Origin of the sequence: Streptococcus sp. CL6.22 (assembly GCF_049738055.1) — a bacterium.
Lineage (GTDB): Bacteria > Bacillota > Bacilli > Lactobacillales > Streptococcaceae > Streptococcus > Streptococcus mitis_DJ.
Genome location: NZ_JBKOTV010000009.1, coordinates 85,031 through 107,798 on the forward strand (window position 1 = coordinate 85,031; position 22,768 = coordinate 107,798).

A 22,768-nucleotide genomic window follows, 5' to 3' on the forward strand; every position below is an offset into this window, starting at 1 on the left:
TTAAAGGAGAGAAACATGGATCCTAAAAAAATTGATCGTATCAACGAGCTTGCCAAAAAGAAAAAAACAGAAGGCTTGACCCCAGAAGAAAAAGTAGAACAAGCCAAACTACGTGAGGAGTACATCGAAGGGTATCGTCGCACTGTTCGTCACCACATCGAAGGAATCAAAATTGTGGACGAAGAAGGAAACGATGTTACACCAGAAAAACTACGTCAGGTACAACGTGAAAAAGGTTTACATGGCAGAAGTCTCGATGACCCAAATTCATAATAAATATTCTTTCTTTTAATAAGGATAGATAAAATAATAACCAAAAGACTAGCAGACACAAACTGCTGGTCTTTTGTCACTTAAAAAGGAACCAAAATGGTTCCTAAAACTATTATTAGTTACTTGCTCCAGATGTAGCGTCTGCGCCACCACCGTGGCCTCCAGCATCACCTGAATCAGAAGCTCCAGATGTGGCATCTGCGCCACCGTGTCCTCCAGCAGGAGCTGCAGCATTTCCACCAACTAGACGTTGACCAGTTGTATTGAGGTACCAGTCAAGCCATGGTTGGAAATTAAAGATGATTTCATTGATTCCAGCATATGAACCATCTGGATAGTACATTGCTTGGTAATTATGGGTATTAATAACACCTTCAGGTGTTCCTGGTACAATTGTACGGACATATTCTTGGTCCCCATTACGCAATACGCCGACAACCCATTCAACGTTTTTCATTCTAGAATCTGGCAATGTACCGTGTACTGTTCCTAATCTATTTCCTGATTGAGCACGGACACGTTTACCAAACATTGTATCTGGGTCTTGGTGTGCGTTATTAAAGTACAAGAATTGATTATTATCATCTGCAAATGTCAATTCAAATGGCATTGCTTTCAAGAACATGTCAAGTTGGTTAACTGTCAAGATACCGTGGTCTAATTTAACGTAAGTATCTCCAGAAACAGCTCCAACAAGTTCAGCAGCTTTTTCTACCCATTCAGGATCATCTGGATCAACACCTTGGATAGTAGTTGCAATTGAATTTGTACAATATAAATCTTCTGGCTCAATTGGTTTTGGTTTTTTCAATTTTGAAACGACTCCCACATATTTTACAAAGTTGTCCAAGCATGTTTCAAGGAAATTAACAGTTCCTTCATTCGTGATATTTCCATTAACATCAAAAGCTTCTTTAGCTTTACCAAGAAGGAATTCATTTCCTGGAAGAGTGTAGGCATTGACACCTGGAGCGTCAAGAATCTTACGAAGGTGAACTTGGGCACGAGAAGTACCTTGGTCGTAGTAAGAAGCTCCCACAATCATGACTGGTTTGTTTTCAAATGGATGAACCTCGTATGAAAGCCATTCAAGAACTGATTTAAGAGAAGCTGAGATTGTGTGGTTATGCTCAGGAGTAGCAATGATAACACCATCAGCACGAGTAATTCTGTTATACAAGAGACGTAATTGGAAACTTTCATCCCATTTTTCGTCTTGGTTGAACATTGGAACTTCATCAATTTCGAGAACTTCTAATTCAAATTTGAGTTTGAAGTGACGACGGATGAATTCCAAGAGTTTACGGTTATATGATTGATCGTAGTTTGATCCTACAAGTCCAACAAATTTCATTCTTTTTGGTCTCCTATCTTACAAATTTTCCCAGTCAAAGTCTTCGGCATCTTTGCGAAGTAGTGCTTGTGCGTTACGCAATTTTTCTGTGATTTTTACAAAGATACGGAAGTCGTCAAAAGTAGCATCCAGTTTTTTGATAACATCAAGATCCACTAGGTCTCCACTTGGGTTGAAGGCTTGAAGAGAATGTGAAAGCAAGAATTCATCTGGAAGGACACTTGCTTTAATTTCTGGAGCATTCAAGATTTGGCGAAGTTGTAATTGGGCACGTGATGAACCAAGCGTACCGTAAGAAGCACCAGTAATCATGATTGGTTTGTTCAAAAGTGGGTAAATACCGTATGACAACCAAGCAAGAGCGCTCATCAAAACAGCTGGGATAGAGTGGTCATACTCAGGAGTACCGATAATAACGCCATCTGCCTCTTCAATTTTAGCAGCTATTTCTAGAATTTCAGCAGGTACTTGCTTGTCAGCTGGTTTATTGAAGACAGGAATGTCTTTAATTTCAACAAGTTCAATTTCAGCTTTTTCAGCAAAGTGTTTTTGCATGTATTGAAGCAATTGGCGGTTTGTAGAACGTTTTGAATTTGTTCCAACAATAGCAATAAGTTTTAACATGAGATTTCCTTTCTCTTTTTACATAATACGATTTTAAACTCCATTGAAACATCTATTTCTATAGAGTAGGAATTCCTGAAGAACAGCTTAGGTGACCTTCCTTATCGATGAGGATAGCTTCGATGCCCTCCAAACTTTCGACTTGCCAGAGGATAGAAGCAGGTCTTTCTCCAAAGAGTCGAGTTGTCCAGATTTCTCCATCAACAGATTTATCAGAGATGATAGTTAGACTTGCTAGTTCCGTTTCAACAGGATATCCTGTTTGGCTGTCAAAAATATGATGGTAATCTTTTCCATCGACAGTCAGGTGACGTTCATAAATGCCTGAAGTCACGACAGATTTATTGACAACAGGGATGGTCATTAAGTGATTTCCCCTAGGATTGGCTGGGTCTTGAATCCCGATTTGCCAAGGCTGATTTCCTCTTGCCTGATTTTTTCCAATGGTCAGGACATTCCCTCCCAGATTGATCAAGGCAGATGTCACTCCCTCTTCTCTAAGAAATTGGGCAACCTTATCCGCACTATAACCCTTGGCTAAACAACCAAGATCGATCTTCATTCCTTTTTGTTTTAATAACACAGTGGAGGTGGAAGAATCTAACTCGATATAATGAGGATTGATTAAAGGAAGCACCGATTCAATTTCTTGAGGCTGGGCCACTTTGGCATCCGAAAAACCAATGCGCCAGGTTTGAATCAAGGGACCAATGCTGATGTTGAGATGACTAGAGGGCGCTAGGCTATGCTCTAATCCAAGTGAAATCAATTCAAACAAATCAGGATGAACTTTGACTGGAGCTATTCCAGCTTGATAATTGATTTCCATCAACTCAGATTCTTGACTATTGGCATTGAAGCGGTATTCAAGCTCTTTGAGTAAATCAAAGGATTTTTGGAGCAAGCTATCGGCTCGCTCATCTACTAATGAAATAGTGATAGTAGTCCCCATTAGCCGTTCGGAATGTGAACTAAGAGGCAAGCTACCAACTCCTTTCTCTTATGAAAAGAAGGTTGAAACATTGTAAATTTATATTAAATTTAACCCCTTACATTTTCTTTCCATGATACTAGCATACCATAAAGTCAGCGTTTTCACAAATAAAATTTGTAAACTTGTCAAGAAATATGCTCAGAAAATAAAGAGTAATTGTAAGAATGGCTGATAAAATACAGATTATTTACATTTTTTTACAAAAAAATCAGGAAAATTAGCTAAACTCTTGTAAACGCTAACAGTAAATGTTATACTAGAAGAGTAAATTTAAAATTGAAGGTAGGAATTTTTCTATGAGTAAAATCGTTGTAGTTGGTGCTAACCACGCTGGTACAGCATGTATTAATACTATGTTGGATAATTTTGGTAATGAGAACGAAATCGTTGTATTCGACCAAAACTCTAACATCTCTTTCCTAGGATGTGGAATGGCCCTTTGGATCGGTGAACAAATTGATGGTGCTGAAGGCTTGTTCTATTCTGATAAAGAAAAATTGGAAGCTAAAGGTGCTAAGGTTTACATGAAGTCACCAGTTCTTTCAATCGACTATGATAACAAAGTAGTTACAGCAGAAGTTGAAGGGAAAGAGCACAAAGAATCATACGAGAAATTGATTTTTGCTACGGGTTCTACACCAATCTTGCCACCAATCGAAGGTGTTGAAATTGTTAAAGGAAACCGCGAATTTAAAGCAACTCTTGAAAACGTACAATTCGTGAAATTGTACCAAAACGCTGAAGAAGTGATTCACAAATTGTCTGATAAGAGTCAACACCTTGACCGAATCGCCGTTGTTGGTGGTGGTTATATCGGTGTTGAACTTGCTGAAGCCTTTGAACGTCTTGGAAAAGAAGTTGTCCTTGTTGATATCGTTGATACTGTTTTGAACGGTTACTATGACAAAGACTTCACACAAATGATGGCGAAGAACTTGGAAGACCACAACATCCGCTTGGCGCTTGGTCAAACTGTTAAAGCAATCGAGGGTGACGGTAAAGTTGAACGCTTGATTACTGATAAAGAAACTTTTGATGTGGATATGGTTATCCTTGCAGTTGGTTTCCGTCCAAACACAGCCCTTGCTGATGGAAAAATTGAACTATTCCGTAACGGTGCCTTCCTTGTAGACAAAAAACAAGAAACATCTATCCCAGGCGTTTACGCAGTAGGTGACTGTGCGACTGTTTATGACAACGCTCGTAAAGACACTAGCTACATCGCGCTTGCTTCAAACGCTGTTCGTACTGGTATCGTTGGTGCATATAACGCATGTGGACATGAATTGGAAGGAATCGGTGTTCAAGGATCAAACGGTATCTCAATCTACGGTCTTCACATGGTTTCAACTGGTTTGACTCTTGAAAAAGCGAAAGCTGCTGGTTACAATGCAACTGAAACAGGCTTTAACGATCTTCAAAAACCAGAATTTATGAAGCATGACAACCATGAAGTTGCCATCAAGATTGTCTTTGACAAAGATAGCCGTGAAATTCTTGGTGCACAAATGGTTTCACACGATTCTGCAATCAGCATGGGAATCCACATGTTCTCACTTGCTATCCAAGAGCATGTGACAATTGATAAATTGGCATTGACAGACCTATTCTTCTTGCCACACTTCAACAAACCATATAACTACATCACAATGGCTGCCCTTACAGCTGAAAAATAAAATTTGATGAACTATCTGGCCTTAAGCTAAGGTCAGATAGTTTTTTTAGCCAATCTGTACCCACACAATTACGTTTTTTTTATCTTGTACTTCATTTTAATCTAACTTAAAATGAAATGGTAGCTACCAATATAAATAATGAGGATAAAATAAATGACTGAAAATCGTTATGAACTAAATAAAAACTTGGCACAGATGCTCAAAGGTGGGGTTATCATGGACGTTCAGAATCCTGAACAGGCCCGCATTGCAGAAGCTGCTGGTGCGGCTGCTGTTATGGCCTTGGAGCGGATTCCAGCTGATATCCGTGCAGCTGGTGGTGTTTCCCGTATGAGTGATCCAAAGATGATTAAGGAAATCCAAGAAGCGGTTAGTATTCCAGTAATGGCCAAGGTCAGAATCGGGCATTTTGTTGAAGCTCAGATTTTAGAGGCTATTGAGATTGACTATATCGATGAGAGTGAAGTTTTATCTCCAGCAGACGACCGTTTCCATGTGGACAAAAAAGAATTCCAAGTTCCTTTTGTCTGTGGGGCTAAGGATTTGGGGGAAGCCTTGCGTCGTATCGCTGAAGGTGCTTCTATGATTCGTACCAAAGGAGAACCGGGTACGGGGGATATCGTCCAAGCTGTTCGTCATATGCGTATGATGAATCAGGAAATTCGCCGTATTCAAAACTTACGAGAGGACGAACTTTATGTTGCTGCTAAGGACTTGCAGGTACCTGTAGAATTGGTTCAATACGTCCATGAACATGGAAAATTGCCAGTTGTAAACTTTGCGGCTGGAGGCGTTGCAACGCCAGCAGATGCTGCGTTGATGATGCAATTAGGGGCAGAGGGTGTCTTTGTCGGTTCAGGTATTTTCAAGTCAGGAGATCCTGTTAAACGAGCGAGTGCCATTGTCAAAGCGGTAACTAACTTCCGTAATCCTCAAATCCTAGCTCAAATCTCTGAAGATCTAGGCGAAGCCATGGTTGGTATTAATGAAAATGAAATTCAAATTCTCATGGCAGAGCGAGGAAAATAGATGAAAATCGGAATATTGGCCTTGCAAGGGGCCTTTGCAGAACATGCAAAAGTGCTAGATCGATTAGGTGTCGAGAGTGTTGAAATCAGAAATTTAGAAGATTTTCAGAAACATCAGAGTGATTTGTCGGGTTTGATATTACCTGGTGGGGAATCTACAACCATGGGCAAGCTCTTACGTGAGCAGGACATGCTGATTCCCATTCGAGAAGCCATTCTATCTGGTTTACCAGCCTTTGGAACCTGTGCAGGCTTGATTTTGCTGGCTAAAGAAATTACTTCTCAGGAAGAGAGTCATCTAGGAACTATGGATATGGTGGTCGAGCGCAATGCCTATGGGCGCCAACTAGGAAGTTTCTATACGGAAGCAGAATGTAAGGGAGTCGGTCAGATTCCAATGACCTTTATTCGTGGTCCAATTATCACTAGTGTTGGAGAGGGTGTAGAAATTCTAGCAACAGTTGATAATCAAATCGTTGCTGCTCAAGAAAAAAATATGTTAGTGACCTCTTTTCATCCAGAATTGACTGATGATGTGCGCTTGCACCAGTACTTTATTAATATGTGTAAAGAAAAAAGTTGAGATTGAATTTCTCAACTTTTTTACATGTAATAAACAATGGCAATGTATTGGAGGGCAGATGCTGCTAGGATAAAGAGATGCCAAATCATGTGGAAATAAGGTTTTTTCTTGGCGTAAAATCCAGCCCCAACTGTATAACAGAGTCCACCAGTTACCATGAGACTCCAGAAAATTGGCGTTGTTTGACTGATAATTGCTGGAATGATAGCCAGAACCAACCAGCCCATAATCAGGTAAAGAGCAAGGCTAAATTTCTCATTGACTTTTTTAGCAAAGATTTTATAGAGAATACCAAAGATGGTCGTTCCCCACTGAATGGCAATAATCAGATAGCCAAACCAGTTATTCATTAAGGTCAAGACGACGGGCGTGTATGAGCCAGCAATGGCAACATAAATCATAGAATGATCAATAATTCTCAAGACATATTTATGGGTCGAACCATAGGCCATAGAGTGATAAATGGTGGATGATAGAAACATGAGAAAGAGACTGATGACGAAAATGGAAACGCCGATAGATGATAAAAATCCGTGTGCCTCATAACTATAGGTGGATGAAATGGGGAGTAAAATGAGCATGATGATTGCACCCACAGCATGGGTCACGCTATTGGCAATCTCTTCTCCAAAACTGAGTTGTTTGCTGAGTTTAAGACTAGTGTTCATTGGATTACCTCCTCTTGAGTATGATCGATTAAGTCTAGAGTTTGGTGATAGAGTTTAACGGTTTGGCAGCTGGTTTGGATAATAGGGTTAGCTGGGTCAACTCCTTGGTTCATGTAGTCCACAAAAGCATCGTAGAGTTGCTCTGAACTTGCTTGAGTTTGTAGAGTATTAAGTGTCTGGGCTATTTCTTGAATAGAGAATACCGACTTGAGGGTTGTGATAGCAATCAGACGGGCAATCTGTTGGCGTTGGTATTTTTTCTTGTCAGGCTTTGTCAGGTAACCATGTTTCACATAATTGTTGACCATAGATGCTGTTAGGCCCTTGTCTTTATCAGGAGAGATAGGGGCGCAGACCTGATTGACATAGAGCAAAACCTGGTCCAGATAGAGGTCAATATTTGGGATTTCTGCCCATTTTGGGTAGGAAAAGGTAGTTTTCATTTTCAACTCCTTTTTATCTAGTTTTAATAACTAGATTATAAAATAATAGAAATAGAAAGTCAAGTTTTAACTGCTTGTAGAAAGACTTAAATTATGCTATGATGGGAGAAACTAGTCAGAAATGAGGAGAAAAGATGGAGATTCGTTTAGCTTTTCCAAATGAAGTAGATGCCATCATGCAGGTGATGGAAGATGCTAAAAAATGTTTAGCAGATGTTGGTAGTGACCAGTGGCAAAATGGTTATCCAAATGCTGATATTATTATTGAGGATATTATCTCAGGTCAAGCCTACGTAGCCTTGGAAGAGGGAGAATTGCTAGCTTATGCAGCCGTGACCAAGAGTCCAGAGGCAACCTATGAAGCCATTTATGAAGGAAAATGGCAATCTGGAGAGTCAGAGTACCTAGTCTTTCACCGTATTGCTGTGGCAGCAGATGTGCAGGGACAGGGGGTTGCTCAGACTTTCCTAGAAGGCTTGATTGAAGGATTTGATTACCTAGATTTTCGCTCAGATACGCATGTTGCAAACGAGGCCATGCAGCATATCTTTGAAAAACTCGGTTTTAAACAGGTTGGTAAGGTTCCAGTTGATGGCGAACGCTTGGCCTATCAAAAATTGAAGAAATAATGCAAAAGAAGTACGTAAAAATGCTCTACTTTTCGCCCATAGGAACCTTGTCTTTGGTTGCTGACGAGCAATATCTGTATGGCATTTGGGTGCAGGAGCAGAAGCATTTTGAGAGGGGGATAGGAGATGAAACAATAGAAGAAGTTGTTAGTCATCCCATTTTAGACCCAGTTATTACTTGCTTAGATGCTTACTTTAAAGGCAAGTCTCAGAATTTATCCAACTTGCCCTTGGCTCCAATCGGAACGGATTTTGAAAAGAGAGTTTGGTCCTATTTACAGGAAATTCCTTATGGTCAAACAGTGACCTATGGACAAATAGCTCAAGACCTACAAGTGGCTTCTGCTCAAGCAATTGGCGGAGCGGTAGGACGCAATCCTTGGTCTATCCTAGTACCTTGTCATCGGGTGCTGGGAGCAGGCAAGCGTCTGATAGGTTATGCTGCAGGAGTGGAAAAGAAAGCCTGGCTCTTGGAGCATGAAGACGTAGATTTTAAAGATAGAAAAAATAGAAAGTGAAACACATGTTAGAATTTATCGAATATCCAAAATGTTCAACTTGTAAAAAAGCAAAACAAGAATTAAACCAACTCGGTGTGGACTACAAAGCTGTTCACATCGTAGAAGAAACACCCAGCCAAGAAGTCATTTTAAATTGGCTAGAGACCTCAGGGTTCGAGCTAAAGCAATTTTTCAACACCAGTGGAATCAAATACCGTGAATTGGGGCTGAAAGATAAGGTAGGAAGCCTGTCAAACCAAGAAGCGGCGGAGTTGCTAGCAAGCGACGGAATGTTGTTAAAACGACCGATTTTAGTGGAGAATGGAACTGTTAAGCAAATCGGTTATCGAAAAGCTTATGAAGAATTGGGATTGAAATAGTTTTTATCTATCTCTTTGATAGATAAAATATATAACCTCCCTGTTTCAAAGTATGATAAACTAGTAGGTAGACAAAGTCTGTACCTGACCGTAGCAAATAATTTCATTGACGGCAGAAGTATGGTAGAATGAATCATTATCAGGAGAGGATGTTTTTATGAATGTTACAACGATTTTAGCATCAGATTGGTACCAAAACTTGATGCAATTGATTCCGGATGGCAAGCTTTTTAGCTTGCGTTCGGTCTTTGATGGAATCCCGAGAATTGTCCAACAACTTCCAATAACGATTATGTTGACCATTGGTGGTGCTCTTTTTGGCTTGGTTTTGGCGCTTCTTTTTGCCATTGTGAAGATCAATCGTGTCAAAATTTTATACCCCTTGCAGGCCTTCTTTGTTAGCTTCTTAAAAGGGACACCGATTTTGGTGCAACTCATGTTGACCTACTACGGAATTCCTTTGGCTTTGAAAGCTCTCAATCAGCAATGGGGAACTGGTTTCAATATCAATGCGATTCCAGCCGCTGCTTTTGCAATTGTCGCCTTTGCCTTTAATGAAGCAGCTTATGCTAGTGAAACCATTCGTGCAGCCATTCTCTCAGTCAATCCTGGTGAGATTGAGGCGGCACGCAGTCTGGGGATGACCCGAGCGCAAGTTTATCGTCGCGTGATTATTCCAAATGCGGCCGTTGTGGCGACTCCAACCTTAATCAATTCCCTAATCGGCTTGACCAAAGGAACTTCTCTAGCCTTTAGTGCGGGTGTTGTGGAAGTCTTTGCCCAAGCTCAGATTTTGGGTGGAGCTGATTACCGCTACTTTGAACGCTTTATCTCCGTTGCCCTTGTTTATTGGGTAGTCAATATCGGAATTGAAAGCCTTGGTCGTTTCATCGAGAGAAAAATGGCTATTTCTGCACCCGATACAGTGCAAACAGATGTGAAAGGAGACCTTCGTTAATGATTAAGATTTCGAATTTAAGCAAATCCTTTTCAGGACAGACTGTCTTGGATCATCTGAACTTGGATATTCAAAAAGGGGAAGTTGTAGCCTTGATTGGTTCTTCAGGAGCTGGAAAATCAACCTTCCTTCGTAGTCTCAATTATCTTGAAACACCTGACAGTGGCTCTATTCAGATTGATGATTTCTCAGTTGATTTTTCTAAAATCACTCAAGAAGAAATCCTTGCCCTACGCCGTAAGTTGTCTATGGTTTTCCAACAGTTTAATTTGTTTGAACGCCGAACAGCACTTGATAATGTGAAAGAAGGCTTGGTTGTGGTCAAGAAATTATCTGACCAAGAAGCGACTAAGATTGCCAAGGAAGAGTTGGCTAAGGTTGGGCTTTCTGACCGTGAAAACCATTATCCTCGCCATTTATCAGGTGGACAGAAGCAACGGGTTGCCCTAGCGCGTGCACTTGCGATGAAACCAGATGTCTTGCTCTTAGACGAACCAACTTCAGCCCTTGATCCAGAATTGGTCGGCGAAGTAGAAAAGTCTATTGCAGATGCTGCTAAGTCAGGTCAAACCATGATTTTGGTTAGTCATGACATGTCCTTTGTAGCTCAAGTTGCGGATAAGATTCTCTTCCTAGATAAGGGGAAAATCATTGAGTCTGGAACACCGGATGAGATTATCCACCATCCTAAAGAAGAGCGAACAAAAGAATTCTTCGCTAGTTACAAACGGACTTATATTTGATATAATAGATAAAGAAAAACTCAGTTAGCTGGACTAGCTGAGTTTACTCTTTAAAAAAGATAGAAATGAGAGAAATCATGCTACTGCAACTATTTTCTTTATATTTCGAGAGTTTGATCTTGACCACCATCCTCGTCCTGATTTTTTTAGGGATTTGGATTGGACTGAGAGCCATGTCGGGAGTTGATAAGACAGCCAAGGCTCGCCAAGCCCATCTCTATGATATGATTATGATTGGTGTTTTGGTTGTTCCAGTATTATCCTTTGCGGTTATGAGTTTAATTCTTGTTTTCAAGGCATAATCCTTGCGTGATTGACAAGAAAGAGTTAGAATAAAGATAGTTACAACAAGAAAGAAGGAAACTATATGTACGATACTATTATTATCGGTGCTGGACCTGCAGGTATGACTGCAGCCTTGTATGCTGCTCGAAGCAATCTGAAAGTAGGCTTGATTGAAGGTGGTCTGCCAGGTGGTCAGATGAATAATACATCTGATATTGAAAATTACCCTGGATACGCTAATATTAGTGGGCCAGAATTGGCAGAAAAGATGTTTGAACCGCTTGAAAATCTTGGTGTTGAGCACATTTATGGTTATGTTGAAAATGTCGAAGACCATGGTGATTTTAAGAAAGTGATGACTGATGACCAAACATATGAAACTCGTACCGTTATCGTAGCGACTGGCTCTAAACACCGTCCTTTGGGAGTACCTGGAGAAGAAGAACTGAACAGTCGTGGTGTTTCTTACTGTGCCGTGTGTGATGGTGCTTTCTTCCGTGACCAAGATTTGTTGGTAGTTGGTGGCGGAGATTCAGCTGTCGAAGAAGCCCTCTTCTTGACTCGTTTTGCTAAGACTGTTACCATTGTTCACCGTCGTGACCAACTTCGTGCCCAAAAGGTTTTACAAGACCGCGCCTTTGCGAATGAGAAAATCAGCTTTATCTGGGATTCTGTAGTGAAGGAAATCAAGGGAGAAAACCGAGTAGAATCTGTCGTCTTTGAAAATGTGAAAACAGGTCAAGTGACAGAGCAAGCCTTCGGTGGCGTCTTTATCTATGTTGGATTAGACCCTCTTAGCGATTTTGTTAAAGAATTGAATATTCAAGATCAGGCTGGCTGGATTGTGACAGACAACCACATGAAAACTGCAGTTGATGGTATCTTCGCAGTTGGAGATGTTCGCTTGAAAGACCTTCGCCAAGTGACAACAGCAGTTGGAGATGGCGCTATCGCAGGTCAAGAAGCTTACAAGTTTATTACAGAACATAGTTAATCATAAAAAAGTTTCCAATCAGATGACTGGAAACTTTTTTTATAGTCTATTTCGGAAAACTTCGTACATGAGAATGGCTGCAGCAACACTGGCATTAAGGCTTTGAACATGTCCATTCATGGGAATAGTAATCATTTCATCGACCTGTTTTTTGATGTTGGTAGAGATGCCTTTTCCTTCATTTCCGATGATGAGGGCGATTTTTCCTTTTGTATTCCACTTATGGCAAGGAGTACCGTTCATATCTGTTCCAAAGGTCCAGAAGCCTTCACCCTTGAGTTTGTCTAGAGTTTGGCTCAGATTGGTTACGCGGGCAATTGGAACGTGTTCAATAGCACCTGTGGCCGTTTTGGCAACGACAGGAGTAACTCCGACAGCACGGTGCTTGGGAATGATGACACCTGAAACGTTGGTCGCATCAGCTGTTCTCAAGATGGAACCTAGATTATGAGGGTCAGTTAACCCATCCAGAATCAATAGAAGTGGATTTTCTTCTTGGCGTGTTTTGGCAAGGATTTGGTCCAGTTCGCTATAGGCAAATTCGGATACTCGTAGAACGAAACCTTGGTGGACAGCACCTTCAGTCATCTCAGAGAGGGATTTTTTTGAAGTCCAAGAAATGGATACTTTTTTTTCTGTAGCCAGTTCCTTGACTTTCTCAACATTCTTACCTCGGAGATCTTCTTGGAGGTAAAGTTTGTTCCCTGTGTTTGCAAGGAGGGCTTCGGTAACGGCGTGGACGCCATAGACAATATCATTTGTTTTCATGCCTCTATTATAACACAAAACCCCGTCTTGCAACGGGATTTTATTTATTCAAGAATCAGTAGACCATCTTTAACTTCAAATGGGTCTTTTTCATTGATACGATCGTAAAACATGATTCCGTTGATGTGGTCAATTTCATGCTGAACAACGATGGAGTTGTAGCCTTTGAGCTTGATACGGTGTTTTTCGCCGTCCTTGTCAAAGTAGTCAACAGTAACGCGAGCATGGCGAACAACATAGCCAGGCACATTGCGGTCAACAGAGAGGCAACCTTCTCCTTCGCCAAGAGCAGCGTCTTGAACAGAGTGAGAGACGATTTTTGGATTGTACATAATGGCTTGTAAGTCGTAGGCTTCCTGCGGAGTTTCACCTTCTTCAACAATGTTTGGTACCAAAACAGCGATAATACGTTTTGAGATATCTAATTGAGGAGCAGCAAGTCCAACACCACCTCGGAGCCCCATCTTTTCAGCCATGACAGGATCTTGGGAATGTTTGAGGAATTGCATCATCTTTTCACCGAGAATGATTTCCTGGTCAGACAAGGGGAAAGTGACTTCCTCAGCAACCGCGCGTAGAGTTGGATTTCCCTCGCGGATAATATCTTTCATATCAATTAAGTGAGCAGCTTTTGTAATACGTTCTATTGCAGACATTTTCTCTCCTTTCATTACCTCTACATGATATCACAAAATGACAAGGATTGAAAGTATTACAGCCTTTAGGATTTATAGAAAATAGATAGGAAGTTCAATTCAATTGTGAAAGAAATACTTATCTGTGATATAATAAAAAGAAAAGGCTTGCATTAGAAAGTAGGGAGAATGAAGATGCAAAGAAGACAAGATAGACATAAACGTGGACCAGTTTTTCATTTTGTGAGAGGCTTTGTAAACTTTTTTAGGAGTTATCGCAAGTGGAGCAATAAGGGATTTGTGGCGATACTCTTGCTAGCAGTTGCTTTATCAATGGGCTTGGTCTTGTTGTTTGAAAGCTTCCAAGGAATCCCCTTAACCAGTCAAAAAAAGGATGCCATTTCTCAAGAAGCAAATAAGACCAATCAAAATACTAAAGATCAGGAAGAGGAAAAAACTGCTAGAATTATGGCCAATGGGGACCTCCTTTATCATATTCCTATTTATCGTTCGGCTTTAAAAGAAGATGGGACCTATGATTTTCATGAGAATTTTGATTATGTGAAACCATGGCTCAAACAAGCAGACCTAATTATAGGTGATTTTGAAGGTACTGTGAACAAGGACCACTATTTGGCAGGTTATCCTCTATTTAATGCACCTGGTGAAGTTATGGATGCCATCAAGGATGCCGGTTATCAAGTGCTAGACTTGGCGCATAACCATATCCTAGATTCACAAATAGAAGGTGTGGTTTCAACAGCAGATGCTATTGAGAAGGCAGGAATGACACCTATTGGAGTGTATACGCATGAGTCACGTGATCAAGCTCCACTGGTTATCAAGGAAGTGAACGGCATCAAGGTTGCACTTTTAGCCTATTCTTATGGTTTTAATGGAATTGAGCAAAGTATTTCTCAAGAAGACTATAACCGCTATCTTTCAGACCTAAATGAAGACAAGATGAAGGCTGAAATTGAACGAGCAGAGAAGGAAGCAGATATCACCATTATCATGCCTCAGATGGGTGTGGAGTATCGCTTGGAACCAACTGAAGAACAAAAGGCTCTTTATCACAAGATGATCGATTGGGGAGCGGATATTATCTTTGGAGGGCACCCTCACGTAGTTGAACCATCTGAAACGGTTGAAAAAGATGGGGACAAGAAACTCATTATCTATTCAATGGGGAACTTCATTTCCAATCAACGAATTGAAACCATGCAAGATGAAGAGAATGCTAAGTGGACAGAGCGCGGCGTGCTCATGGATGTGACTGTTAAGAAAAAAGCCGGTAAGACGACAATCGAAACTGCAAAAGCGCATCCTTCTTGGGTAAACCGTACACCAAAAGGAACCTATTCTCCAGAAGGTTATCCACTCTTCCTTTACCAAACCTATATCTTAGAAGATTTTATCGAGGGTGGTAGTCATCGTGACCAGTTAGATGAAGCGACTAAGGAACGAATTGATACAGCCTATAAAGAAATGAACGAACATGTGGGATTGAAGTGGGACTAGCTTGAATCCAGAGGAAAGTAAATGACGATTAAGGTAATTGCAACAGATATGGATGGGACCTTGCTGGATGCTAGAGGCCAGCTTGATCTCCCACGTTTGGAAAAGATTTTAGATCAGTTGGATCAAAGGGGTATTCGTTTTGTCATTGCGACTGGGAATGAAATTCACCGCATGAGGCAACTACTGGAGCACTTGGTCGATCGGGTGGTTCTGGTTGTTGCAAACGGTGCTCGTATTTTTGAAAACAATGAACTGATTCAGGCTCAGACTTGGGATGATGCCATTGTCGATAAGGCTTTGGCTCATTTTAAGGGTCGAGCGTGTCAGGATCAGTTTGTTGTAACGTCTATGAAGGGTGGTTTCGTCAAAGAAGGTACGATTTTTACAGACCTTGAAAGTTTTATGACTCCAGAAATGATTGAAAAATTCTACCAACGGATGCAATTTGTGGACGAATTAACCTCTGACCTCTTTGGTGGTGTGCTCAAGATGAGTATGGTTGTTGGTGAGGAACGTTTGAGTTCGGTCTTGGAAGAAATCAATGACCTCTTTGATGGCCGTGTTCGTGCTGTATCGAGTGGCTATGGTTGCATTGATATCCTTCAAGCTGGAATTCATAAAGCATGGGGCTTGGAAGAATTACTCAAGCGCTGGGACTTGACCTCCCAACAAATCATGGCTTTTGGTGACAGTGAAAATGATGTTGAAATGCTTGAAATGGCTGGAATTGCCTATGCGATGGAAAATGCTGATGATAAGGCCAAAGCTGTGGCGACGGCTCTAGCGCCAGCCAACAGCCAAGGCGGAGTTTATCAAGTCTTGGAAAACTGGTTAGAAAAAGGAGAATGAAGTGGCAGTACAGTTATTAGAAAATTGGTTACTAAAGGAACAAGAAAAAATCCAAACCAAGTATCGTCACTTAAATCAGGTTTCTGTTGTAGAGCCAGACATTCTTTTTATTGGGGATTCCATTGTCGAATACTATCCTCTGCAGGAACTATTTGGGACTTCAAAGACGATTGTCAATCGAGGAATTCGTGGCTATCAGACAGGGCTGTTATTAGAAAATCTTGATGCGCATCTTTATGGTGGAGCAGTAGATAAAATTGTCCTTTTGATTGGGACAAATGATATCGGAAAAGATGTGCCTGTGAATGAGGCTCTCAATAATCTCGAAGCTATCATACAATCCATTACTCGCGATTATCCATTGACTGAGATTAAATTGCTTTCCATTTTGCCAGTCAATGAGGGAGAGGAGTACAAGCAGACAGTCTATATCCGCACGAATGAAAAAATCCAGAAATGGAATCAAGCCTATCGAGAGCTTGCTTCAGCCTATATGCAGGTAGAATTTGTGCCAGTTTTTGATAGTTTGACAGACCAAGTAGGTCAACTCAAAAAAGAATATACAACTGATGGACTGCATCTCAGTGTTGCTGGTTATCAGATTTTGACAAAATCTTTGAAAGACTATCTTTTGTAGTTAATTGCTTTCCTTTTTGCATTTTTGAGTTAGATAAGGTATAATGGTTTTGTTGTCTTTTGGGGTCGTTACGGATTCGACAGGCATTATGAGGCATATTTTGCGACTCGTGTGGCGACGTAAACGCTCAGTTAAATATAACTGCAAAAAATAACACTTCTTACGCTCTAGCTGCCTAAAAACCAGCAGGCGTGACCCGATTTGGATTGCTCGTGTTCAATGACAGGTCTTATTATTAGCGAGATACGATCAAACTTTGTCTAGCAGTTTGGTAAGAGATTTATAGGCTCGCAGTTCCTAGGCTTGAGTTATGTGTCGAGGAGCTGTTAAAACAATACATAACCTATGGTTGTAGACAAATATGTTAGCAGATGTTTGGACGTGGGTTCGACTCCCACCGGCTCCATTGATAATTTACATTGTTTTGTAAATCTTTCTAAAACGTTGTTTTTACAACGTTTTTTATTTTATTCTTTGGTATTCTTTTGCAAAAAAAGAATACAACATTTTGTTGTATCCTAAATATTAAATCAAGTCCTGAATTTTCTTAAGTTTTTATCATATTTTCTGTTATAATTAAGGTGCCTTAAGAAAAATAATGAAAAAACTAAATGTTTTTCATATAGTTTTCATTTTTTGTGTTATAATTAAGGTGCCTTAAGAAAAATATTAAGGTGCCTTAAGAAAAATATTAAGGTGCCTTAAGAAAAATAATGAAAAAACTAAATGTTTTTCATATAGTTTTCATTGTTTTAATAGTTTAAAGTCAATCTTATTTTTCTCTAATAGAAAATAATGAAAAAGTAGGTTTAGAAAGAGGTAAGTATCTATGTCTTCTCATAAAAAAGTGTCACTCTCTGAGATTAATCAATCTATCGATACTCCAAATAACAATCATTTCTGGCAAAATTTAAATGCCTTTTTAGGTCCGGGTGCTCTTGTCGCAGTTGGTTATATGGATCCAGGAAACTGGATTACCAGTGTAGTCGGTGGTGCTTCCTATAAGTATAGTCTCTTGTTTGTTATCTTGATTTCATCTCTCATTGCCATGCAACTTCAGCAGATGGCAGGAAAGCTTGGTATTGTAACCCAGATGGACCTGGCTCAAGCAACGGCTCATCATTCACCTAAATGGCTTCGTTATAGTCTATGGGTGATTTTAGAATTAGCCTTGATGGCGACAGATCTGGCAGAAGTTCTAGGTTCAGCGATTGCTCTCAATCTTCTCTTTAAGATTCCGATTATGATAGCAATTCTCTTGACCGTGTTGGATGTTTTTCTCTTATTGCTTCTGATGAAATTTGGCTTTAAGAAGATTGAAGCTATTGTGACAACACTGATTTTAACCATTCTAGCAATTTTTACCTATCTGGTAGCTTTGTCACATCCAAGCTTCCAAGGAATCGTTGAGGGTTATCTACCGAATGCAACCTTATTTGAAAGTCCCTTGCCAGGGCATGAAAGTCAATTAACCTTGGCACTAGGGATCGTGGGAGCAACGGTTATGCCCCATAACCTCTATTTGCATTCTTCCTTGTCACAAACTCGGAAAATCAATCACAAGGACAAGAATGATGTTCGAAAAGCCGTGCGCTTTATGACCTGGGATTCAAATCTCCAATTATCCTTGGCCTTTGTGGTTAACTCCCTTCTATTAATTCTCGGGGCGGCTCTCTTTTTCGGCCATGCATCTGAGATTTCTGCCTTCTCTCAAATGTATAATGCCTTGCAGGATTCTACTATTGCAGGAGCTATAGCTAGCTCGACCTTATCAACCTTGTTTGCCTTGGCTTTATTAGCCAGTGGTCAAAATTCGACAATTACGGGTACCTTGACTGGACAAATCGTTATGGAAGGTTTCTTGCATATGAGATTACCTCAATGGTTCATTCGTTTGGCAACTCGTCTCTTTGCCTTGTTGCCTGTCATGATTGTAGCGGTTCTGTTTGGTCATCAGGAAAAAACATTAGATCAGTTATTGGTTTATTCACAAGTCTTTCTTTCGATTGCTCTTCCATTTTCAATCTTCCCACTGATTTATCTAACTTCTAAGAAATCACTGATGGGAGAATTTACCAATGCCAAATGGAATACCATCCTTGGCTATATCGTTTCCATTATCTTAACAATTCTCAATGTGAAATTGTTATTTGATATTTTCTAAGAAATTCACCCGAGTTATAAAACAAGCATATAAGAAAAAAGATACCCAAGATTTCTTGGGTATCTTTTTTAAAATAAACGGAAGACATGGGATTCGAACCCACGCACGCTTTAACACGCCTACCGCGTTTCCAACACGGCCTCTTAAGCCTCTTGAGTAATCTTCCATTGTTTACTAACTTAGTCTACCATAAAGCCTTCTTTCTTGCAAATTTATTTAAAGTTAAGGAGTTAGTGACAGAAAATGAAAGAAAATGATAAAAAATGCTTGACTTTGAAAGAAAGTGTGATAGAATGAATAGTGTAAACGATAACAGGAGGTGATTCAGTGTTAAAAACAGAGCGGAAACAACTGATTTTAGAGGAGTTAAATCAACATCATGTAGTTTCTCTAGAGAAATTAGTTAGTTTGCTAGAAACGTCAGAATCAACGGTTCGAAGAGACTTGGATGAGTTGGAAGCAGAAAACAAGCTTCGTCGCGTACATGGTGGAGCAGAATTGCCCCATTCCTTGCAGGAAGAAGAAACCATTCAAGAAAAATCTGTCAAAAACCTTCAAGAGAAGAAGTTGTTAGCTCAGAAGGCGGCCTCTCTCATCAAGGAACAAGATGTCATCTTTATCGATGCTGGAACAACAACTGCCTTTTTGATTCATGAATTGGGCAATAAGAATGTTACAGTCGTGACCAACTCGATTCACCATGCTGCTCAGTTGGTTGAAAAGCAGATTCCAACTGTCATGGTTGGAGGAAGTGTCAAGATGGCGACAGATGCTAGCATAGGGGGCGTTGCTCTTAACCAGATTAACCAATTGCACTTTGACCGTGCCTTTATCGGAATGAATGGTGTGGACGATGGCTATTATACGACTCCTGATATGGAGGAGGGAGCTGTTAAGCGTGCTATTTTAGAGAATGCCAAACAGACCTATGTCTTGGTGGATTCGTCAAAAATTGGACAAACTTGCTTTGCCAAAGTAGCACCACTCAAACGAGCTATTGTTATCACAAGTCAAGGGCATGAGCTCTTGCAGGCTATTAAGGAGAAAACGGAGGTAATAGAAGTATGATTTATACAGTCACACTCAATCCATCTATTGATTATATCGTTCGTTTGGACCAAGTCCAAGTCGGTAGTGTCAATCGTATGGACAGTGATGATAAGTTTGCTGGAGGGAAAGGAATCAATGTCAGTCGTGTTTTGAAACGTTTGGATATACCCAATACTGCGACGGGATTTATCGGAGGCTTTACTGGTAAATTTATCACAGATACTTTAGCAGAGGAAGAAATCGAGACACGTTTTGTCCAAGTATCAGAAGATACTCGTATCAATGTTAAAATCAAAGCAGACCAAGAGACAGAAATCAATGGGACTGGTCCAACTGTTGAGCCGGATCAGCTAGAAGAATTGAAAGCTATTTTATTTAGTCTGACAGCAGAAGATATAGTTGTCTTTGCAGGTTCAAGTACTAAAAATCTAGGCAATGCCATCTACAAGGATCTAATTGCCTTGACACGCCAGACTGGTGCGCAAGTCGTTTGTGACTTTGAAGGACAGACCTTAATTGATAGTTTGGCCTACCAGCCGCTTTTGGTCAAACCAAACAATCATGAACTTGGAGCGATTTTTGGGGTTAAACTCGAAAGTTTGGATCAAATCGAGAAATACGCTCGTGAGTTATTGGCTAAAGGTGCTCAAAACGTCATTATCTCTATGGCTGGTGATGGTGCCCTTCTTGTCACATCTGAGGGAGCATACTTTGCTCAACCAATCAAAGGGACAGTCAAAAATTCAGTTGGTGCTGGTGATTCTATGGTTGCCGGATTCACAGGTGAATTTGTCAAATCAAAAGACGCAGTAGAAGCCTTCAAATGGGGAGTTGCTTGTGGAACAGCAACTACCTTCTCAGATGATTTGGCAACGGCAGAATTTATTAAAGAAACATATGAAAAAGTTGAGGTAGAAAAAAGATGAAAATTCAAGACCTATTGAGAAAAGATGTTATGTTGCTGGATTTGCAGGAGACTGAAAAAACAGCTGTCATCGACGAGATGATTAAAAGTTTGACAGACCACGGTTATGTGACAGATTTTGAAACCTTTAAAGAAGGAATCTTGGCGCGTGAAGCTTTGACTTCTACAGGCTTGGGTGACGGAATCGCTATGCCTCACAGCAAAAACGCTGCTGTCAAAGAGGCGACTGTTCTCTTTGCTAAGTCAAACAAGGGTGTTGACTACGAGAGCTTGGATGGGCAACCAACAGACCTCTTCTTCATGATTGCGGCTCCAGAAGGTGCCAATGATACTCACTTAGCAGCCTTGGCAGAATTGTCCCAATACTTGATGAAAGACGGTTTTGCTGATAAACTTCGTCAAGCAATATCAGCTGACCAAGTTATCGAACTTTTTAACCAAGCTTCAGAAAAAACTGAAGAGCCTGTTCAAGTACCTGCTAATAACTCGGGTGACTTTATCGTAGCTGTTACAGCTTGTACGACAGGTATTGCCCACACTTACATGGCCCAAGAAGCCCTTCAAAAAGTGGCTGCTGAAATGGGTGTTGGGATCAAGGTTGAAACCAACGGTGCTAGCGGCGTTGGAAACCAACTAACTGCTGAAGACATCCGCAAGGCTAAAGCTGTTATCATCGCAGCAGACAAGGCTGTTGAGCTGGATCGTTTTGATGGCAAACCTTTGATCAATCGTCCAGTGGCTGACGGTATCCGTAAAACGGAAGAATTGATTAACTTGGCTCTATCAGGAGATGCTGAAGTTTACTGTGCCGCTAATGGTGTAAAAGCTGCAACAGCCTCTAACGAAAAACAAAGCCTTGGTGGTGCCTTCTACAAACACTTGATGAGTGGTGTATCGCAAATGTTGCCATTTGTTATTGGTGGTGGTATCATGATTGCCCTTGCCTTCTTGATTGACGGTGCTTTGGGTGTTCCAAATGAAAACCTTGGCAATCTTGGTTCTTACCATGAGTTAGCTTCTATGTTCATGAAAATTGGTGGTGCAGCCTTTGGCTTGATGCTCCCAGTCTTTGCAGGTTATGTTGCCTACTCTATCGCTGAAAAACCAGGTTTGGTAGCAGGTTTCGTGGCTGGTGCTATTGCTAAAGAAGGTTTTGCCTTTGGTAAAATTCCTTATGCCGCAGGTGGTGAAGCAACTTCAACTCTTGCAGGTGTCTCATCTGGTTTCCTAGGTGCCCTTGTTGGTGGATTTATCGCAGGTGCTTTAGTTCTTGCTATCAAGAAATACGTTAAAGTTCCTCGTTCACTCGAAGGTGCTAAATCAATTCTTCTCTTGCCACTTCTTGGAACAATCTTGACTGGATTTGTCATGCTAGCTGTGAATATCCCAATGGCAGCAATCAACACTGCTATGAATGATTTCCTCGGCGGTCTTGGAGGAGGTTCAGCTGTCCTTCTTGGTATCGTCCTTGGTGGAATGATGGCTGTTGACATGGGTGGACCAGTTAACAAAGCAGCTTATGTTTTTGGTACAGGTACGCTTGCAGCAACTGTTTCTTCAGGAGGTTCTGTAGCCATGGCAGCAGTTATGGCTGGAGGAATGGTACCACCACTTGCAATCTTTGTCGCAACTCTTCTCTTTAAAGACAAATTTACTAAAGAAGAACGCAACTCTGGTTTGACAAACATTATCATGGGCTTGTCATTTATCACTGAGGGAGCAATTCCATTTGGTGCCGCTGACCCAGCTCGTGCGATCCCAAGCTTCATCCTTGGTTCAGCAGTAGCAGGTGGCCTCGTTGGTCTTACTGGTATCAAACTCATGGCGCCACACGGAGGAATCTTCGTTATCGCCCTTACTTCAAATGCTCTCCTTTACCTCGTTTCTGTCTTGGTAGGAGCAATTGTAAGTGGTGTGGTTTATGGTTATCTACGTAAACCCCAAGCATAAAACTTATACTCTTCGAAAATCAAATTCAAACCACGTCAGCATCGCCTTGCCGTACTCAAGTACAGCCTGCGGCTAGCTTCCTAGTTTGCTCTTTGATTTTCATTGAGTATTAGATATAAAATGAAAAGATTGGACCG

At 40.8% G+C, this 22,768-nt stretch carries 25 protein-coding genes, 1 tRNA gene and 1 other RNA gene; 19 read left to right on the top strand and 8 right to left on the bottom strand.

Annotated elements, in window-relative coordinates:
* Window positions 1–15: 15 nt before the first annotated feature.
* Entirely contained in the window at window positions 16–273 is a 258-nt protein-coding gene (locus ACLNCW_RS06050) for a DUF896 family protein (RefSeq protein ID WP_000371299.1), read from the top strand.
* Window positions 274–388: 115 nt separating this feature from the next.
* Here ACLNCW_RS06050 and ACLNCW_RS06055 read toward each other — a convergent pair whose 3' ends face one another.
* Genes ACLNCW_RS06055 through ACLNCW_RS06065 form a run of 3 tightly spaced genes read right to left on the bottom strand, consistent with a single transcriptional unit; the run spans window position 389 to window position 3,233 of the window.
* Window positions 389–1,627, bottom strand: coding sequence for an NAD(P)H-dependent oxidoreductase (locus ACLNCW_RS06055; protein ID WP_004256847.1), 1,239 nt, complete (start codon window positions 1,625–1,627; stop codon window positions 389–391).
* 18 nt (window positions 1,628–1,645) lie between these two features.
* Window positions 1,646–2,251 (bottom strand): NADPH-dependent FMN reductase, encoded by a 606-nt coding sequence (locus ACLNCW_RS06060; RefSeq protein ID WP_000915951.1) that lies wholly within the window; start codon window positions 2,249–2,251, stop codon window positions 1,646–1,648.
* A 58-nt stretch (window positions 2,252–2,309) separates the two neighbouring features.
* A complete protein-coding gene (locus tag ACLNCW_RS06065) occupies window positions 2,310–3,233 on the bottom strand; it encodes an FAD:protein FMN transferase (protein ID WP_045611923.1) in 924 nt (307 codons plus the stop codon).
* A 308-nt stretch (window positions 3,234–3,541) separates the two neighbouring features.
* Here ACLNCW_RS06065 and nox point away from each other — a divergent pair, with 308 nt between their 5' ends.
* The 3 genes from nox to pdxT all read left to right on the top strand — a co-directional run bounded on the left by nox (window position 3,542) and on the right by pdxT (window position 6,532).
* Window positions 3,542–4,921 (top strand): H2O-forming NADH oxidase, encoded by a 1,380-nt coding sequence (gene nox / locus ACLNCW_RS06070; protein ID WP_020901897.1) that lies wholly within the window; start codon window positions 3,542–3,544, stop codon window positions 4,919–4,921.
* A gap of 153 nt (window positions 4,922–5,074) precedes the next feature.
* Window positions 5,075–5,950 (top strand): pyridoxal 5'-phosphate synthase lyase subunit PdxS, encoded by an 876-nt coding sequence (gene pdxS / locus ACLNCW_RS06075; protein ID WP_000138517.1) that lies wholly within the window; start codon window positions 5,075–5,077, stop codon window positions 5,948–5,950.
* Window positions 5,951–6,532 (top strand): pyridoxal 5'-phosphate synthase glutaminase subunit PdxT, encoded by a 582-nt coding sequence (gene pdxT / locus ACLNCW_RS06080; protein ID WP_020901896.1) that lies wholly within the window; start codon window positions 5,951–5,953, stop codon window positions 6,530–6,532.
* A gap of 20 nt (window positions 6,533–6,552) precedes the next feature.
* Here pdxT and trhA read toward each other — a convergent pair whose 3' ends face one another.
* Both trhA and ACLNCW_RS06090 read right to left on the bottom strand, forming a co-directional pair.
* A complete protein-coding gene (gene trhA, locus ACLNCW_RS06085) occupies window positions 6,553–7,200 on the bottom strand; it encodes a PAQR family membrane homeostasis protein TrhA (protein ID WP_001097978.1) in 648 nt (215 codons plus the stop codon).
* A complete protein-coding gene (locus tag ACLNCW_RS06090) occupies window positions 7,197–7,643 on the bottom strand; it encodes a DUF1836 domain-containing protein (RefSeq protein ID WP_020901895.1) in 447 nt (148 codons plus the stop codon). The genes trhA and ACLNCW_RS06090 overlap by 4 nt, the downstream gene beginning before the upstream one ends.
* Window positions 7,644–7,777: 134 nt before the next feature.
* Between ACLNCW_RS06090 and ACLNCW_RS06095 the strand changes: the two genes are divergently transcribed.
* From ACLNCW_RS06095 to trxB, 7 genes are all read left to right on the top strand, one after another.
* A complete protein-coding gene (locus ACLNCW_RS06095; RefSeq protein WP_414299679.1) occupies window positions 7,778–8,272 on the top strand; it encodes a GNAT family N-acetyltransferase in 495 nt (164 codons plus the stop codon).
* Complete coding sequence (locus tag ACLNCW_RS06100; RefSeq protein ID WP_261150331.1) at window positions 8,272–8,790, top strand: methylated-DNA--[protein]-cysteine S-methyltransferase; 519 nt, start codon at window positions 8,272–8,274, stop codon at window positions 8,788–8,790. Before ACLNCW_RS06095 ends, ACLNCW_RS06100 begins: the two co-directional genes overlap by 1 nt.
* Window positions 8,791–8,795: 5 nt before the next feature.
* Window positions 8,796–9,152, top strand: coding sequence for an arsenate reductase family protein (locus ACLNCW_RS06105; protein WP_000889091.1), 357 nt, complete (start codon window positions 8,796–8,798; stop codon window positions 9,150–9,152).
* Between the two features lie 157 nt (window positions 9,153–9,309).
* On the top strand, window positions 9,310–10,110 hold the full coding sequence (locus ACLNCW_RS06110; RefSeq protein WP_001103445.1) for an amino acid ABC transporter permease: 801 nt from the start codon (window positions 9,310–9,312) through the stop codon (window positions 10,108–10,110).
* On the top strand, window positions 10,110–10,853 hold the full coding sequence (locus tag ACLNCW_RS06115) for an amino acid ABC transporter ATP-binding protein (RefSeq protein WP_000590982.1): 744 nt from the start codon (window positions 10,110–10,112) through the stop codon (window positions 10,851–10,853). The genes ACLNCW_RS06110 and ACLNCW_RS06115 overlap by 1 nt, the downstream gene beginning before the upstream one ends.
* A gap of 77 nt (window positions 10,854–10,930) precedes the next feature.
* The gene (locus ACLNCW_RS06120; protein WP_000926599.1) at window positions 10,931–11,155 is read left to right on the top strand and encodes a DUF4059 family protein; all 225 of its coding nucleotides are present in this window, start codon (window positions 10,931–10,933) and stop codon (window positions 11,153–11,155) included.
* Between the two features lie 65 nt (window positions 11,156–11,220).
* Window positions 11,221–12,132 (top strand): thioredoxin-disulfide reductase, encoded by a 912-nt coding sequence (gene trxB, locus ACLNCW_RS06125; RefSeq protein ID WP_049509552.1) that lies wholly within the window; start codon window positions 11,221–11,223, stop codon window positions 12,130–12,132.
* A gap of 39 nt (window positions 12,133–12,171) precedes the next feature.
* Here the strand turns inward: trxB and rlmB are convergent, their stop codons facing one another.
* Window positions 12,172–12,900: a 23S rRNA (guanosine(2251)-2'-O)-methyltransferase RlmB gene (gene rlmB / locus ACLNCW_RS06130; protein WP_000855747.1), complete on the bottom strand. Its 729-nt coding sequence runs from the start codon at window positions 12,898–12,900 to the stop codon at window positions 12,172–12,174.
* A 44-nt stretch (window positions 12,901–12,944) separates the two neighbouring features.
* Window positions 12,945–13,556: a peptide deformylase gene (def, locus tag ACLNCW_RS06135; protein ID WP_001272937.1), complete on the bottom strand. Its 612-nt coding sequence runs from the start codon at window positions 13,554–13,556 to the stop codon at window positions 12,945–12,947.
* 174 nt (window positions 13,557–13,730) lie between these two features.
* Between def and ACLNCW_RS06140 the strand changes: the two genes are divergently transcribed.
* The 5 genes from ACLNCW_RS06140 (at window position 13,731) to ACLNCW_RS06160 (ending at window position 18,706) form a co-directional block, all read left to right on the top strand.
* On the top strand, window positions 13,731–15,056 hold the full coding sequence (locus tag ACLNCW_RS06140) for a CapA family protein (RefSeq protein ID WP_080977776.1): 1,326 nt from the start codon (window positions 13,731–13,733) through the stop codon (window positions 15,054–15,056).
* A gap of 21 nt (window positions 15,057–15,077) precedes the next feature.
* A complete protein-coding gene (locus tag ACLNCW_RS06145; protein ID WP_049491466.1) occupies window positions 15,078–15,905 on the top strand; it encodes an HAD family hydrolase in 828 nt (275 codons plus the stop codon).
* A 1-nt stretch (window position 15,906) separates the two neighbouring features.
* Window positions 15,907–16,542, top strand: a complete 636-nt coding sequence (locus ACLNCW_RS06150; protein WP_033685213.1) for an SGNH/GDSL hydrolase family protein — start codon at window positions 15,907–15,909, stop codon at window positions 16,540–16,542.
* Window positions 16,543–16,603: 61 nt separating this feature from the next.
* Window positions 16,604–16,951: a transfer-messenger RNA gene (ssrA, locus tag ACLNCW_RS06155) on the top strand.
* 420 nt (window positions 16,952–17,371) lie between these two features.
* Complete coding sequence (locus ACLNCW_RS06160; protein ID WP_000094601.1) at window positions 17,372–18,706, top strand: Nramp family divalent metal transporter; 1,335 nt, start codon at window positions 17,372–17,374, stop codon at window positions 18,704–18,706.
* Between the two features lie 78 nt (window positions 18,707–18,784).
* Here ACLNCW_RS06160 and ACLNCW_RS06165 read toward each other — a convergent pair.
* A tRNA-Ser gene (locus ACLNCW_RS06165) sits at window positions 18,785–18,872 on the bottom strand.
* Between the two features lie 161 nt (window positions 18,873–19,033).
* Between ACLNCW_RS06165 and ACLNCW_RS06170 the strand changes: the two genes are divergently transcribed.
* Genes ACLNCW_RS06170 through ACLNCW_RS06180 form a run of 3 tightly spaced genes read left to right on the top strand, consistent with a single transcriptional unit; the run spans window position 19,034 to window position 22,631 of the window.
* Window positions 19,034–19,774: a DeoR/GlpR family DNA-binding transcription regulator gene (locus ACLNCW_RS06170; protein ID WP_049499468.1), complete on the top strand. Its 741-nt coding sequence runs from the start codon at window positions 19,034–19,036 to the stop codon at window positions 19,772–19,774.
* Window positions 19,771–20,682 (top strand): 1-phosphofructokinase, encoded by a 912-nt coding sequence (pfkB, locus tag ACLNCW_RS06175; protein ID WP_424845563.1) that lies wholly within the window; start codon window positions 19,771–19,773, stop codon window positions 20,680–20,682. The genes ACLNCW_RS06170 and pfkB overlap by 4 nt, the downstream gene beginning before the upstream one ends.
* The gene (locus tag ACLNCW_RS06180; RefSeq protein WP_153193786.1) at window positions 20,679–22,631 is read left to right on the top strand and encodes a fructose-specific PTS transporter subunit EIIC; all 1,953 of its coding nucleotides are present in this window, start codon (window positions 20,679–20,681) and stop codon (window positions 22,629–22,631) included. The genes pfkB and ACLNCW_RS06180 overlap by 4 nt, the downstream gene beginning before the upstream one ends.
* The last annotated feature ends 137 nt before the right edge of the window (window positions 22,632–22,768 follow it).